General features: G+C 30.8%; 23 protein-coding genes. 22 read left to right on the top strand and 1 reads right to left on the bottom strand.

What is annotated here, in order from left to right; translation table 11 throughout:
• Positions 1–31 precede the first annotated feature (31 nt).
• Complete coding sequence (purB, locus tag WFJ11_RS02880) at positions 32–1,462, bottom strand: adenylosuccinate lyase (protein WP_338817662.1); 1,431 nt, start codon at positions 1,460–1,462, stop codon at positions 32–34.
• A gap of 342 nt (positions 1,463–1,804) precedes the next feature.
• Here purB and WFJ11_RS02885 point away from each other — a divergent pair, with 342 nt between their 5' ends.
• The 22 genes from WFJ11_RS02885 (at position 1,805) to rpmD (ending at position 13,144) form a co-directional block, all read left to right on the top strand.
• Entirely contained in the window at positions 1,805–2,806 is a 1,002-nt protein-coding gene (locus WFJ11_RS02885; RefSeq protein ID WP_338817663.1) for a polysaccharide deacetylase family protein, read from the top strand.
• Positions 2,807–2,813: 7 nt separating this feature from the next.
• The gene (locus WFJ11_RS02890; RefSeq protein ID WP_313960831.1) at positions 2,814–4,025 is read left to right on the top strand and encodes a DNA recombination protein RmuC; all 1,212 of its coding nucleotides are present in this window, start codon (positions 2,814–2,816) and stop codon (positions 4,023–4,025) included.
• Positions 4,026–4,395: 370 nt separating this feature from the next.
• A complete protein-coding gene (gene rpsJ / locus WFJ11_RS02895; RefSeq protein ID WP_009354283.1) occupies positions 4,396–4,707 on the top strand; it encodes a 30S ribosomal protein S10 in 312 nt (103 codons plus the stop codon).
• Positions 4,708–4,759: 52 nt separating this feature from the next.
• Positions 4,760–5,386, top strand: coding sequence for a 50S ribosomal protein L3 (gene rplC / locus WFJ11_RS02900; protein ID WP_293440729.1), 627 nt, complete (start codon positions 4,760–4,762; stop codon positions 5,384–5,386).
• A 17-nt stretch (positions 5,387–5,403) separates the two neighbouring features.
• Positions 5,404–6,027 carry a 50S ribosomal protein L4 gene (rplD, locus tag WFJ11_RS02905; protein ID WP_009372601.1) on the top strand — a complete coding sequence of 208 codons (624 nt, stop codon included), beginning with the start codon at positions 5,404–5,406 and terminating at the stop codon, positions 6,025–6,027.
• Positions 6,024–6,314, top strand: coding sequence for a 50S ribosomal protein L23 (gene rplW / locus WFJ11_RS02910; RefSeq protein WP_172965474.1), 291 nt, complete (start codon positions 6,024–6,026; stop codon positions 6,312–6,314). Before rplD ends, rplW begins: the two co-directional genes overlap by 4 nt.
• A 17-nt stretch (positions 6,315–6,331) precedes the next feature.
• Positions 6,332–7,165, top strand: coding sequence for a 50S ribosomal protein L2 (rplB, locus tag WFJ11_RS02915; RefSeq protein WP_009372814.1), 834 nt, complete (start codon positions 6,332–6,334; stop codon positions 7,163–7,165).
• Positions 7,166–7,181: 16 nt separating this feature from the next.
• On the top strand, positions 7,182–7,466 hold the full coding sequence (gene rpsS / locus WFJ11_RS02920; protein WP_009372520.1) for a 30S ribosomal protein S19: 285 nt from the start codon (positions 7,182–7,184) through the stop codon (positions 7,464–7,466).
• Between the two features lie 19 nt (positions 7,467–7,485).
• Entirely contained in the window at positions 7,486–7,818 is a 333-nt protein-coding gene (gene rplV, locus WFJ11_RS02925) for a 50S ribosomal protein L22 (protein WP_004833617.1), read from the top strand.
• A gap of 17 nt (positions 7,819–7,835) precedes the next feature.
• Complete coding sequence (rpsC, locus tag WFJ11_RS02930) at positions 7,836–8,570, top strand: 30S ribosomal protein S3 (protein WP_009372693.1); 735 nt, start codon at positions 7,836–7,838, stop codon at positions 8,568–8,570.
• 23 nt (positions 8,571–8,593) lie between these two features.
• Entirely contained in the window at positions 8,594–9,028 is a 435-nt protein-coding gene (gene rplP / locus WFJ11_RS02935) for a 50S ribosomal protein L16 (protein WP_004833615.1), read from the top strand.
• Complete coding sequence (rpmC, locus tag WFJ11_RS02940) at positions 9,018–9,224, top strand: 50S ribosomal protein L29 (RefSeq protein WP_004833614.1); 207 nt, start codon at positions 9,018–9,020, stop codon at positions 9,222–9,224. Before rplP ends, rpmC begins: the two co-directional genes overlap by 11 nt.
• 6 nt (positions 9,225–9,230) lie before the next feature.
• A complete protein-coding gene (rpsQ, locus tag WFJ11_RS02945; protein WP_338817664.1) occupies positions 9,231–9,485 on the top strand; it encodes a 30S ribosomal protein S17 in 255 nt (84 codons plus the stop codon).
• Positions 9,486–9,509: 24 nt separating this feature from the next.
• Positions 9,510–9,878, top strand: coding sequence for a 50S ribosomal protein L14 (gene rplN / locus WFJ11_RS02950; RefSeq protein WP_009372516.1), 369 nt, complete (start codon positions 9,510–9,512; stop codon positions 9,876–9,878).
• A 14-nt stretch (positions 9,879–9,892) separates the two neighbouring features.
• A complete protein-coding gene (rplX, locus tag WFJ11_RS02955) occupies positions 9,893–10,204 on the top strand; it encodes a 50S ribosomal protein L24 (RefSeq protein ID WP_338817665.1) in 312 nt (103 codons plus the stop codon).
• Positions 10,205–10,223: 19 nt separating this feature from the next.
• Entirely contained in the window at positions 10,224–10,766 is a 543-nt protein-coding gene (gene rplE / locus WFJ11_RS02960) for a 50S ribosomal protein L5 (protein ID WP_009372736.1), read from the top strand.
• Positions 10,767–10,780: 14 nt separating this feature from the next.
• Positions 10,781–11,050 (top strand): 30S ribosomal protein S14, encoded by a 270-nt coding sequence (rpsN, locus tag WFJ11_RS02965; RefSeq protein WP_004833609.1) that lies wholly within the window; start codon positions 10,781–10,783, stop codon positions 11,048–11,050.
• Between the two features lie 24 nt (positions 11,051–11,074).
• Complete coding sequence (gene rpsH, locus WFJ11_RS02970) at positions 11,075–11,470, top strand: 30S ribosomal protein S8 (protein WP_004833608.1); 396 nt, start codon at positions 11,075–11,077, stop codon at positions 11,468–11,470.
• 34 nt (positions 11,471–11,504) lie between these two features.
• Positions 11,505–12,044 carry a 50S ribosomal protein L6 gene (rplF, locus tag WFJ11_RS02975; RefSeq protein ID WP_009732759.1) on the top strand — a complete coding sequence of 180 codons (540 nt, stop codon included), beginning with the start codon at positions 11,505–11,507 and terminating at the stop codon, positions 12,042–12,044.
• A 16-nt stretch (positions 12,045–12,060) separates the two neighbouring features.
• Positions 12,061–12,426, top strand: coding sequence for a 50S ribosomal protein L18 (gene rplR, locus WFJ11_RS02980; protein WP_009372294.1), 366 nt, complete (start codon positions 12,061–12,063; stop codon positions 12,424–12,426).
• A gap of 17 nt (positions 12,427–12,443) precedes the next feature.
• A complete protein-coding gene (gene rpsE / locus WFJ11_RS02985; RefSeq protein ID WP_009372402.1) occupies positions 12,444–12,950 on the top strand; it encodes a 30S ribosomal protein S5 in 507 nt (168 codons plus the stop codon).
• A 14-nt stretch (positions 12,951–12,964) separates the two neighbouring features.
• The gene (rpmD, locus tag WFJ11_RS02990; RefSeq protein WP_338817666.1) at positions 12,965–13,144 is read left to right on the top strand and encodes a 50S ribosomal protein L30; all 180 of its coding nucleotides are present in this window, start codon (positions 12,965–12,967) and stop codon (positions 13,142–13,144) included.
• Positions 13,145–13,156 lie beyond the last annotated feature (12 nt).

The following is a 13,156-nucleotide window of genomic DNA, read 5'->3' on the forward strand; positions in this document are numbered from 1 at the left end:
AATAAAAGAAACGCTCCGTTTGGAGCGTTTTTTATATTTCAATTTCTTTTATATTTTCAATCAGATTTTTGTTTTCTTCTAAAATAGGATTAACTTCATTTTCTATAAATTCATCAACTTGTGAAGGACATCTTCCAACATATTTCATAGGATTAAGTACTTCTTTGAGTTCATTTTTACTTATATCAAAGAAATCATCTTTTTCAATTAATTCCAATAGATTATTTTCAAGCCCTTTTTCTTTCACATTTTTACCTGCAACTTGAGAAAGTTCTCTGATTCTTTCGTGAAGTTCCTGTCTGTCTCCACCTTTTTTTACTTGATTCATCATTATGTTTTCACTCGCCATAAATGGTAATTCGGCCATTAAATGTTTTTCGATTACTTTTTCATAAACTACCATTCCATCAACTACATTTGCATAGAGATTCAATATTCCATCTACTGCTAAAAATCCTTGAGAAATTGAAAGTCTTTTATTTGCACTGTCATCTAAAGTTCTTTCAAACCATTGTGTTGCAAAAGTTATAGATGGATTCATTACATTTGAAATAACAAAATTTGACAAAGCTCCAATTCTTTCTGATTTCATAGGATTTCTCTTATAGGGCATAGCAGATGATCCAATCTGATTTTTACCAAAAGGTTCTTCAATTTCTTTAAGATGTTGTAATAATCTTAAATCATTTGAAAATTTATGTGCAGATTGTGCTATATTTGATAATAAAAATAAAACTTTACTATCAATTTTTCTTGTATAAGTTTGACCTGAAACAGCATAAACTCCTTTGAAGTTCATTTCTGAAGCAATAAAATTATCAAGCTTTTTAACTTTTTCTTCATCATTATTAAATAACTCCATAAATGATGCTTGGCTTCCAGTTGTTCCTTTTGCACCACGAAGTTTTAAGTTTTCCAATATGAAATTTAATTCTTCAAGGTCAATAAGTAAGTCTTGCATATAGAGTGTTAATCTTTTTCCAACTGTTGTTGGTTGAGCTGCTTGAAAATGCGTATAAGCCAAAGTTGGAATGTTTTTATATTTTAGAGCATTTTTCTTTAATAAATTTAAAACATTTATAATTTTTTTCTTTACAATTAAGAGTGCTTCTTTCATAACTACAAGTTCAGTATTATCACCAACGTAGCAACTTGTAGCACCTAAATGAATAATCCCTTTTGCATTAGGACACTGAACTCCATAAGCATAAACATGACTCATAACATCATGTTTAACAATTTTTTCTCTTTCTAAAGCTATATCAAAGTTAATATCCTCTTTAAAGGCTTCAAGTTCTTTAATTTGCTCATCAGTTATATTTAGCCCTAAACTTTTTTCTCCTTTGGCAAGAGTTATCCATAATTTTCTCCAAGTTTTAAATTTAAATTCATCGGAAAAAATGTAACTCATCTCTTTACTTGAATATCTTTTTGTTAGTGGATTTGAATAAATATCGTTCATAAAAACTCCTCAGTTAATTTTTTAATACATAATTTAATTTTATCCATATATCTAAAAAATAATGGGTAAATATTTATAGCTATATTATATCATATTATATTAATTTTTTTAAAACAAAAATATATATTAATTTAATTTTTGTATCATTATTTATTTTTTAAAAATATATATGTTTTTTCGAATAATAAATAAAAAAATAATTGAATTTCTAATAATTGAGTTTACAATATATTTATAAATATGTTATAATAAATGAAGCTTTAGACTATGGGCTTAAACTATAGGGGATATACAATTATTAATTGGAAATAAATAATTGTACTAAATTAGGAGGTAAATTTAATGATAGATAATGAAGAAAAAATAAAAGTAACAAAGAAGAAAAAAAAGAAAAGAAGAAGAAAAGAAAATTTTGTTATAATAACTGCGGTTTTTTTAGCACTATTTGTCTTTTTAGGTGGTAAATATGTTTTAAGTGTTATGTATCAAAATAAAACACAAATACAAAATAAAAATAATGAAAATGAGCAAAAAAATACATCTGATAATAATTCTGAGGGAAAACAAAACACAACTGAAAAAGAACCAGAAAAACAAGATTCTAATGGTATAGATTTTTCAGAATCTGGAAGCCACATAAAGTCTGCAGATTCTTATGCTTATGATACTGCTGAAATTAGAGACTATATCATGAGTAAAAAAGAATATACTGGAAAGAAAATTGTGTTCTTAACTTTTGATGATGGTGTTACTCCTGGAATTACAGATAAAGTTTTAGATATTCTTAAGGAAAAACAAGTTCCAGCTACTTTCTTTATAGTTGGTAAAACATTAAATGATCAAGCAAAGCCATATTTGGAAAGAGAATTAAAAGAAGGACATGGAATAGCAATTCATAGTTTTTCTCATGATTATAATAAACTATATCCAAATAGAGTTCCTAATGCATCCGTTATAAAAGATGAAGCAGAAAAAACTTTATCAAGATTAAAGGAACTTCTTGGAGATAAATTTAATACTGGGGTTTGGAGATATCCAGGCGGACATATGTCCTGGAAAGGTCTTGAAAATGCTGGTAATGGTGATGAAGTTCTAAAAAGTTTGGGACTTGAATGGATAGATTGGAATAGTTTATCTGGTGATGCTGAACCACAAAAGGTTAGACCAACTAATAAAGAAGAAATGTTAAAATATGTTAAAACATCTTTGAGCTATTGGAAACAACAAAATGTTGCTGTTGTTTTAATGCATGATTCTCAAGGAAAGAATTTAACTGTAGAAACTTTGCCTAGTATAATTGATTATTTTAAATCTAATGGATATGAGTTTGGTATTTTAAAATAGGTGAAATATGATTTATTTTTTAATTGGGATTTTAATTTTACTAGTAGTTATTGTCATTGTTTTGATTTTAAAAATATTGAAAAAATCAAATGATGATATAATAAGAGATGAAGATATTCTAAAGTTAAAACTTAGTTTTTCGGATGAATTTAATAAATTAAACGAAAAATTAAATGGAAATAATGAAAAAATCTCCAATCAGTTGCTTGAATTTAAAAATTCCACTAATGATAATATTATAAAAGCAGGTAAAGAAAATATTGATTCAATTTTTAATTTTAATGATAAATTAAAATCTGAGTTGAAAAAGGACTTCTTAAATCTTACTGTTGTTGTAGAAGGTAGACTTGATAAGATAAATGAAAGTGTTGAAGTTAAGCTTGAAAAAAGTTTTGAAGATACTAAAAAGACATTTAGTAATGTTATGCAAAGTTTAGGAAGGCTTGATGAAGCACAAAAAAAGATGGAATTTTTATCTAATAATGTTCAAAATTTAAATAATGTTTTGACTGATAAAAAAACTCGTGGCATATTTGGTGAAGTACAATTATATCAAGTTTTGACTTCAGCTTTTGGAAATAATAATGAAATTTATCAAAAACAATATAAACTTTCTAATGGGACGATGGCAGATGCAGTGATATTTGCTCCAGAACCAGTTGGAACTATTTGCATTGACAGTAAATTTCCATTGGAAAATTATAGGAGAATTTTTGAAGATATATCTGAAAACAAGGTGGAAAACGAAAAGAGTTTTGAACAAAATTTAAAAAAACATATTGATGATATTTCTTCTAAATATATAATAAAAAACGAAACAACAGATCAGGCCATTTTGTTTTTGCCAGCAGAAGCTATATTTGCTTATCTTAATGCTTATATGCCTAAAATTGTTGAGTATGCGTATTCAAAGAGAGTTTGGATTACGTCTCCAACAACAATGATGGCGATATTAACAACAATACAAGCTGTTTCTCAAAACTTAAAGCAATCTCAATATGCTTTAGAGATTCAAAAAGAATTAAATTCGCTCTCTGCAGAGTTTGAAAGATATGCAAAAAGATGGGAAACATTAGAAAAAGATATAAACAAGGTAAGTAAAGATGTAAAAGATATTTTTACTACTTCAACAAAGATAACAAGAAGATTTGATAATATCAAGAATGTTGAGGTATTTGAAAAAGAAGAAATGGAAGAAGTTTTAAAAATTGAGGAATAAATTTAGTTAAGATAGTGTATAAAAATTATACACTATCTTTTTTTATATGTAGCTAACTTAATTTTACAATATATGGTGAAAAAATTTTTATAAAATTTTTAAAAAAATCTAAAAAAAGTATTGCAATAATAGAAATGATATAGTATAATATATGAGTGCTCATATGCACATAATAGGCGTTGACGAAATAGGTTGCTCAAATTATGGCTGTTTTATAGTCTTTTGAGGTAATTATTTCTGAGTATGTCGAACTAGATTTCGGCGACGGGTCGCCGTATTTTTTGGAAGTGAAAATGGAACACACGGATGAGTTGATACGGAGGACCTAGTTGCATGATGCCAAAACATGCGAAACAAGGAGGTAAAAAAATTGGCAAACAAGCAAAAAATCAGAATCAGATTAAGAGCTTACGATCATGAATTAATCGATAGCTCAGCACAACAAATAGTGGAATCTGCAAAGAGAACTGGTGCAGAAGTATCAGGACCTATTCCACTACCAACAGAAAAGGAAATCATTACAATCTTAAGAGCTGTTCACAAATACAAAGATAGTAGAGAACAATTCGAACAAAGAACACATAAAAGACTTATTGATATCCTAAATCCAAACCAAAAAACTTTGGAAAGTTTAAAAAAATTGAATCTTCCAAGTGGTGTAGATATCGAAATTAAGTTATAAATCTTAGAATGATTGTAAATCAATCCGCTGTAAGTAATAGGAGGTGTACTCAATGAAGAGTATTTTAGGTAAAAAAATTGGAATGACTCAAATTTTTACTGAAGATGGAGCAGTTGTTCCTGTAACAGTTGTTGAAGCGGGCCCTATGTTCGTTACTCAAGTTAAAACTGTTGAAACTGATGGTTATAATGCAATCCAATGTGGATATGTAGACAAAAAAGAAAAAAAGGTTACAAAACCTCTTAAAGGACATTTTGATAAAGTAAGTGTTGGATATAAGAGATTTGTAAGAGAATTTAGATTAAACGAAGGCGAAACTTTTGAAACTGGTCAAGAAATTAAAGTTGACTTATTTGCTGAAGGAGATAAAGTTGATGTTATCGGAACTTCAAAGGGTAAAGGTACTCAAGGCGCTATAAAGAGATGGAATTACGGAAGAGGTCCAGAAGGACATGGTTCTAAATCCCATAGAGTAGCTGGAGCTAGAAGTGCAGGTACTTACCCAGGTAGAGTACTTAAAGGTAGAAAAGCAAGTGGAAAAATGGGAAATGAAAAGAGTACTGTTCAAAATCTTGTTGTTGTAAAAGTTGACGTTGAAAAGAACCTAATTCTTGTAAAAGGTGCTATTCCAGGACCTAAAGGTGGTTTAGTAACAATTAGAGAAGCGGTTAAAAGATAGTTTAAGGAGGATAAATAATGCCTAAGGTTAATGTTTATAACCAACTAGGAGAAGTTGTTGGTGATATAGAATTAAACGAAGCTATTTTTGGTGTTGAAGTTAATGAACATGTTGTTTATGAAGTAGTAAAAAACCATTTAGCTAATAGAAGACAAGGCACACAATCTGCTAAAACTCGTGCGGAAGTACGTGGGGGTGGAAGAAAGCCTTGGAGACAAAAGGGTACTGGTCGTGCTAGACAAGGTAGTATAAGAGCTCCTCAATGGAAAGGCGGCGGAGTAGTGTTCGCACCAAAACCAAGAAGCTATAGATACTCAGTTCCTAAGAAAGTAAGAAGACTTGCTATGAGATCAGTTCTTTCTTCAAAAGTTCTTGAAGGAGAGTTAAGAATTTTAGATGCTTTAACAGTTGATGCATTCAGCACAAAGAAAGCAAAAGAAATTTTGAAAAATTTAAGCTTAGAAACAAAAACTATGATAGTTTTACCAGAAGGAAATGAAATGATTGTAAAATCATTCGCGAACCTTCCAAAAGTTGAAACTGTTGTTGTAGATTATATGAATGTTTATGATTTAATGAGATTTGATAATCTTGTAATCGTAAAAGATGCCTTATCAAAAATTGAGGAGGTGTATGCATAATGACAGCATATGATATTATTATTAAACCAGTTGTAACTGAACGTTCAATGGAAAATATGGAATCAAAAAGATACACTTTCAAAGTTGATACTAGGGCTAATAAATCAGAAATCAAAAAAGCCGTAGAAACAATTTTTGGTGTAAAAGTTAAACAAGTAAATACAATGAATATTACTGGTAAGAAAAAAAGAATGGGAGCTAATGTTGGCAAAAGACCTGATTGGAAAAAAGCCATTGTTACTCTTACAGAAGATTCTAAAGAAATTGAATTTTTTGAAAGTATTTAATATAGGAGGTAATATTAATGGCTATTAGAAAGTATAAACCAACTTCTGCTGGTGTGCGTGGAATGAGCGTTTTAACTTTTGATGAAATAACTAAGACAAAACCTGAAAAGTCTTTATTAGTTTCTTTATCAAAATCAGGCGGAAGAAATTCATTAGGTAGAGTTACCGTTAGACACAGAGGTGGCGGTGCTAAAAGAAAGTATAGAATAATAGATTTTAAAAGAAATAAAGATGGAGTACCAGGAAAAGTTGCTTCTATAGAATATGATCCAAATAGAACTGCTAATATAGCATTAATTCATTATATAGATGGAGAAAAGAGATATATCTTAGCTCCAGAAGGATTAAAGGTTGGAGATAAAATAGAATCAGGTGAAAATGCAGATATCGTGATTGGTAATGCATTAAAATTAAAAGATATTCCAGTTGGTACAAATGTTCATAATATTGAGTTAAAACCAGGAAAAGGTGGACAACTTGTAAGAAGTGCAGGTTCTGAAGCTCAGTTAATGGGTAAAGAAGGAAGATTTGCACAATTGAGATTACCTTCAGGTGAATTTAGATTAATTCATTTAGAATGTAGAGCTACAGTTGGTCAAGTTGGAAATTTAAGTCATGAACTTATAACTATCGGTAAAGCAGGAAGATCAAGACATATGGGTAAGAGACCACATGTTAGAGGATCAGCGATGAACCCAGTAGATCACCCTCATGGTGGTGGTGAAGGTAGAACTCCTGTTGGACGTCCAGCACCTTCAACTCCTTGGGGTAAACCAGCTTTAGGACTTAAGACTAGAAAGAAAAATAAAAAGTCTAATAAGTTCATAGTAAGAAGAAGAACTAAAAACTAATTAAGGAGGAAAACAAATGGGTAGATCTCTTAAAAAAGGACCATTTTGTGATGATCATCTTTTAAAGAAAATAGATGCATTAAATAGTGCAGATGAAAAAAAAGTTGTAAAAACTTGGTCAAGAAGAAGTACAATTTTTCCACAATTTGTTGGACATACTATAGCTGTTCATGACGGAAGAAAGCACTTACCAATATACATTACTGATGATATGGTAGGACATAAACTTGGAGAGTTCGTTTTAACTAGAACTTACAAGGGTCATGTTGGAAAAAATGAAAAAAATAGTAAAGTAAGATAATAGATAAGGAGGAGATAACATGCAAGCTAAAGCAATTGCAAAATATCAAAGAATTTCACCTCTTAAAGTAAACTTTATTTGTAGAGAAATAAGAGGAAAGCATGTAGATGAAGCTTTATCTATTCTAAGATTCACTCCTAAAGCGGGTGCTAGATTATTAGAAAAGGTATTAAAATCAGCTGTTGCTAATGCAGAAAATAATCATAATTTAGATAGAAAAGACCTTTATGTATTAGAAGCTTATGCAAATGATGCTCCAGTTATGAAAAGATGGAGACCAAAGGCTAAAGGTTCAGCTTACCCAATTTTGAAAAGATCAAGTCATATTGGTGTAACGGTAGCAGAAAGATAGTATAAGGAGGATAAAAAATGGGTCAAAAAGTTAATCCTCATGGGTTAAGAGTTGGAATAATAAAAGATTGGGACTCAAGATGGTTTGCCAATAAAAAAGAATTTGGTGATTTATTAGTAGAAGACCACAATATTCGTAAACTTGTTAAAAAAGAGGTAGCTCTTTCAGGAGTACCTAAAGTTGAAATAGAAAGATCAGCAAATAGAGTAAAGGTAACAGTTTTTACTGCTAAACCTGGAATGGTAATTGGAAAATCAGGTGCTGGTGTTGAAGAATTAAGAGTTAAAATTGAAAAATTAACTGGTAAAAAAGTAATTGTTAATGTTGAAGAAGTTAAGAGACCTGATTTAAGTGCTCAATTAGTTGCTGAAAACATTGCTGGACAATTAGAAAGACGTGTATCTTTTAGACGTGCTATGAAACAAGCTATGCAAAGATCATTAAAAGCAGGAGCAAAAGGTATTAAAACCGCTGTTTCTGGTAGACTTGGTGGAGCTGATATGGCTAGAACTGAAGGATATTCTGAAGGAACAATTCCTCTACAAACTTTAAGAGCAGACATAGAATATGGATTTGCTGAAGCTGATACAACTTATGGAAAATTAGGAGTAAAAGTTTGGTTATATAAAGGAGAAGTTCTTCCAGGAATGAAAGCTGCAGTTATTGAAGAAAAACCTGCAAAAAAAGATAGAAGAAACAAGAAAGACAATAAGAAAAGATTTAATAAAACTGGTGCTAAGAAAGAAGCTTAGTTACTGGAAGGAGGAAAGAGTCTATGTTAATGCCTAAGAGAGTAAAATATCGTAGAGTTCATAGAGGCAGAATGACTGGTAAAGCTCTAAGGGGAAATACAATTTCTTATGGAGATTATGCAATTCAAGCATTAGAACCTTGCTGGATGACTGCAAACCAAATTGAATCTGCAAGACGTGCGATGACAAGATATATAAAAAGAGGCGGTAAGATCTGGATTAAAGTATTCCCTGATAAGCCTGTTACTAAAAAGCCTGCTGAAGTAAGAATGGGTTCTGGTAAAGGAGCTCCTGAATACTGGGTAGCAGTTGTTAAACCAGGTAGAGTATTATTTGAAATGAGTGGTGTGCCTGTTGATGTAGCTAGAGAAGCTATGAGACTTGCTGCTCACAAACTACCTGTAAAGACTAAATTTATAACTCGTGAGATGAAGGAAGGTGAAGCTAATGAAAATTAAAGAAATTCGCCAAATGAATGATAGTGATTTACAAGCAAAATTAAAAGATTTAAAAGTTGAATTATTTAATTTACGTTTTCAATTAGCCACTGGACAATTAGAGAATCCTATGAGAATTGGTGGCATTAAAAAAGATATAGCTCGTGTTAAGACTATTATCAGAGAACGTGAGCTTAATGCTGGAAAGGAGGCTTAATACTATATGGAAAGAAATAGTAGAAAAGTCATAATAGGAAATGTAGTTTCTAATAAAATGGATAAGACTATTGTTGTAGAAGTTGCAACTTTTGTTTCTCACCCACTTTATAAAAAACAAATGAAAAAAACTACAAAATTTAAAGCACATGATGAAAATAATGAATGTTTAATTGGTGATAGAGTTAAAATTATAGAAACAAGACCTCTTTCAAGAGAAAAGAGATGGAGACTTGTTGAGATACTTGAAAGAGTAAAATAATTTTCATCTGGAAAGGAGTATCGTATGATTCAAACAGAAAGTCGTTTAAAAGTTGCTGACAACTCTGGCGCTAAAGAACTTCTTGTTATCAGAGTACTTGGTGGTACTAATAAGAAATATGCAAAAGTTGGCGATATAGTAGTTTGTACTGTTAAAAGTGCTACACCAGGTGGAGTTGTTAAGAAAAGTGACGTTGTAAAAGCGGTAATTGTTAGAACAACAAATAGTATAAAGAGAAATGATGGCAGCTACATTAGATTTGATGATAATGCAGCAGTAATTATAAAAGATGATAAGAACCCAGTTGGTACAAGAATTTTCGGATCAGTTACAAGAGAGCTAAGAGCTGGTAACTTTATGAAAATTATATCTCTTGCACCTGAAGTATTATAATAGGAGGTGTTAGAATGAAAATAAAATCTGGAGATACTGTTATTGTAATTGCAGGAAAAGATAAAGGAAAAACTGGAAAAGTACTTAAAACTTTAGTAAAAGAAAATAGAGTAATAGTTCAAGGAGTAAATATTCAAACTAAACATAAAAAGGCTAGAAGTCCTAAAGATGAATCTGGCTTAATTAAAATTGAGGGAAGTATTGATGTTTCAAATGTAATGTACCTTGATCCTAAAGTTAATAAACCTTCTAGAATTGGTTACACTCTTGAAGGAGATAAGAAAGTTAGAATCAGTAAAAAAAGTGGTTCAAAAATAGATAAATAGTTGAAAGGAGGAATCTTAAGTGACTTCCAGAATGCAAGTTAAATATAAAGAAGAAATAGTTTCTGCTTTAATGGAACGTTTTAAATATAAAAATATTATGGAGGTTCCTAAACTAAATAAGATTGTTATCAATATTGGTTTAGGTTCAGCTAAAGATAATCCAAAAGTTTTAGAAAGCGCTTTAAGAGACTTGGAAATTATTTCAGGTCAAAAACCTGTAATAACTACTGCTAAAAAGTCAATTGCAAACTTCAAACTAAGAGAAGGTATGAAGATAGGTACTAAAGTAACTCTTAGAGGAGAAAAAATGTATGATTTTCTAGATAGATTAGTTAACATCGCTCTTCCACGTGTAAGAGACTTTAGAGGTGTTAGTGCTTCAAGCTTTGATGGTAGAGGAAATTATGCATTAGGTATAAAAGAACAATTAATATTCCCAGAAATCGTATATGATATGATTGATCAAATAAGAGGAATGGATATTATAATAGTTACTACTGCTAAGACTGATGAAGAGTCAAAAGCACTTTTAGAGCTATTAGGAATGCCTTTTAAAAAGTAGTAGGAGGAAATTTAATGGCTAAAAAATCAATGGTACAACGTGAATTAAAACGTCAAAAGTTAGTTGAAAAATATGCTGCAAAACGTGCAGAATTAAAAGCCAAAGGGGACTATGTTGGATTAAGCAAATTACCAAGAAATGCTTCTCCAACACGTTTACACAATCGTTGTAAAATAACTGGACGTCCTCATGGATACATTGGAAAATATGGAATCAGCCGTATTGTATTCCGTGAATTAGCTTACAAGGGAGAAATTCCTGGCGTTAAAAAGGCTAGTTGGTAATATTAGATAAAGGAGGAAGCTTATATGATGACTGATCCTATAGCAGATATGCTTACAAGAATTAGAAATGGTAATAACGCAAGACATTCATCTGTTGAAATACCTGCATCAAAAATGAAGAAAAATCTTGTACAGATTTTATTAGATGAAGGTTTTATTGAAGGATATAATGTAATTGAAGATGACAAACAAGGAATCATCACAGTTGACTTAAAATATGGAAAGAACAATGAAAAAGTTATTTCAGGACTTAAGAGAATTTCAAAACCAGGTTTAAGAGTTTATGCTAGAAGCCACGAAATTCCTAAAGTTTTAGGAGGACTTGGAATTGCTATTATCTCAACATCAAAAGGAGTTGTAACTGATAAGGTTGCTAGAAAAGAAGGTATTGGTGGAGAGGTTCTTTGTTACGTTTGGTAACATGTTTAAGGAATAAAACTAAGGAGGTAAACCAATGTCAAGAATTGGATTAAAACCAATTGTTATTCCTGCTGGAGTTGAGGTAATCTTAGGAGACGAAAACTATGTTGAAGTAAAAGGACCTAAAGGGAAATTAACTCAACAATTAAGCAGAGAAATGAACATAAAAATGGAAGGAAATACAATAAATATAGAACGTCCTTCTGAAATAAAAAGACATAAATCACTTCATGGTCTAACAAGAACATTACTTGCGAACATGATTGATGGTGTTTCAAAGGGATTTACTAAAACTTTGATTATTGAAGGAACTGGATATAGAGCAGCAAAATCTGGAAAGAAATTAACTTTAAATTTAGGATATTCTCATCCAATTGAAGTAATGGATCCAGAAGGTATTACTGTTGAAGTTCCTGAACCAACAAAAATTGTGATTAATGGTATTGATAAACAACAACTTGGAAACTTTGCAGCTAATATTCGTTCTTATAGAAGACCAGAACCTTATAAAGGTAAGGGTGTTAGATATGAAGGAGAATATATCAGACGTAAAGTTGGTAAGACTGGTAAATAGAAAGGAGTGAAATTTAATGTTAAAGCAAATTAACAAGAATGAAAATAGAAAAGCAAGACATGCTAGAGTAAGAAAAAAAGTTTCTGGAACTCCTGAAAAACCAAGATTAAATTTGTATAGAAGTAATACTAATATATATGCTCAAATTATAGACGATACTAAAGGTATAACTTTAGTTTCAGCTTCAACTTTGGATAAAGAATTAGCTTCATTAGAATCAAAATCAAATAAAGAAGCTGCTAAAGCTGTTGGTCTTGCAATCGGAAAAAAAGCTATTGAAAAAGGCATTACAGAAGTAGTTTTTGATAGAAGCGGATATTTATATCATGGTAAAGTTAAAGAATTAGCTGATGGTGCCAGAGAAGCTGGACTTAAATTTTAGTATCAGGAGGGTAATTAATGGAACTTTTAATTAAAGAAGTAGAAGGATTAGAATTAGAAGAAAGAGTAGTTGCCATCAACCGTGTTACTAAAGTAGTAAAAGGTGGTAGAAACTTTAGATTTAGCGCTCTTGTAGTAGTTGGAGACGGAAATGGACATGTTGGTGTTGGTATTGGTAAAGCACTTGAAGTTCCTGAAGCCATAAGAAAAGGTGTTCAAGACGCTAAAAAGCATGTAATTAAAGTGCCTCTTGTAAATACTTCAATTCCTCATGAAATTGTAGGAGTTTTTGGAGCTGGTAGAGTTTTATTAAAACCTGCTGGAGCTGGTACTGGAGTTATCGCTGGTGGTCCTGTTCGTGCGGTTTGTGAACTTGCAGGAATCAAAGATGTAAGAAGTAAATCTTTGGGAACTACTAATGCTAGAAATATAGTTAATGCAACTATGGAAGGATTAAAGAATCTTAAGAGAGCTGAAGATATAGCTAGATTAAGAGGAAAATCCGTAGAAGAAATATTAGGTTAAGGAGGGCTTTTAAAATGACAAAGCTCAAAATAACACTTAAAAAGAGTAAAATTGGTAGAATAGAAAAACATGTTAAAAATGTTGAAGCTTTAGGTTTAAAAAAAGTTGGTCAAACAGTTGTTAAAGAGGACACTCCATCAATTAGAGGGATGATCAATCAAATTAGTTTTATGCTTGAAGTTGAAGAAATTTAAAAGGAGGTATAA

Source organism: Parvimonas micra (assembly GCF_037482165.1).
In the GTDB taxonomy this organism is placed as follows: domain Bacteria; phylum Bacillota; class Clostridia; order Tissierellales; family Peptoniphilaceae; genus Parvimonas.

Coding starts and splice junctions, on each gene's coding strand:
- rplB (WP_009372814.1), top strand. CDS start 6,332: ATGGCTATTAGAAAGTATAAACCAACTTCTGCTGGTGTGCGTGGAATG.
- WFJ11_RS02890 (WP_313960831.1), top strand. CDS start 2,814: ATGATTTATTTTTTAATTGGGATTTTAATTTTACTAGTAGTTATTGTC.
- rpsH (WP_004833608.1), top strand. CDS start 11,075: ATGATGACTGATCCTATAGCAGATATGCTTACAAGAATTAGAAATGGT.
- rpmC (WP_004833614.1), top strand. CDS start 9,018: ATGAAAATTAAAGAAATTCGCCAAATGAATGATAGTGATTTACAAGCA.
- rpsS (WP_009372520.1), top strand. CDS start 7,182: ATGGGTAGATCTCTTAAAAAAGGACCATTTTGTGATGATCATCTTTTA.
- WFJ11_RS02885 (WP_338817663.1), top strand. CDS start 1,805: ATGATAGATAATGAAGAAAAAATAAAAGTAACAAAGAAGAAAAAAAAG.
- rplR (WP_009372294.1), top strand. CDS start 12,061: ATGTTAAAGCAAATTAACAAGAATGAAAATAGAAAAGCAAGACATGCT.
- purB (WP_338817662.1), bottom strand. CDS start 1,462: ATGAACGATATTTATTCAAATCCACTAACAAAAAGATATTCAAGTAAA.
- rplV (WP_004833617.1), top strand. CDS start 7,486: ATGCAAGCTAAAGCAATTGCAAAATATCAAAGAATTTCACCTCTTAAA.
- rpsQ (WP_338817664.1), top strand. CDS start 9,231: ATGGAAAGAAATAGTAGAAAAGTCATAATAGGAAATGTAGTTTCTAAT.
- rplC (WP_293440729.1), top strand. CDS start 4,760: ATGAAGAGTATTTTAGGTAAAAAAATTGGAATGACTCAAATTTTTACT.
- rplF (WP_009732759.1), top strand. CDS start 11,505: ATGTCAAGAATTGGATTAAAACCAATTGTTATTCCTGCTGGAGTTGAG.
- rplX (WP_338817665.1), top strand. CDS start 9,893: ATGAAAATAAAATCTGGAGATACTGTTATTGTAATTGCAGGAAAAGAT.
- rpsE (WP_009372402.1), top strand. CDS start 12,444: ATGGAACTTTTAATTAAAGAAGTAGAAGGATTAGAATTAGAAGAAAGA.
- rplD (WP_009372601.1), top strand. CDS start 5,404: ATGCCTAAGGTTAATGTTTATAACCAACTAGGAGAAGTTGTTGGTGAT.
- rplP (WP_004833615.1), top strand. CDS start 8,594: ATGTTAATGCCTAAGAGAGTAAAATATCGTAGAGTTCATAGAGGCAGA.
- rpmD (WP_338817666.1), top strand. CDS start 12,965: ATGACAAAGCTCAAAATAACACTTAAAAAGAGTAAAATTGGTAGAATA.
- rpsC (WP_009372693.1), top strand. CDS start 7,836: ATGGGTCAAAAAGTTAATCCTCATGGGTTAAGAGTTGGAATAATAAAA.
- rpsN (WP_004833609.1), top strand. CDS start 10,781: ATGGCTAAAAAATCAATGGTACAACGTGAATTAAAACGTCAAAAGTTA.
- rplN (WP_009372516.1), top strand. CDS start 9,510: ATGATTCAAACAGAAAGTCGTTTAAAAGTTGCTGACAACTCTGGCGCT.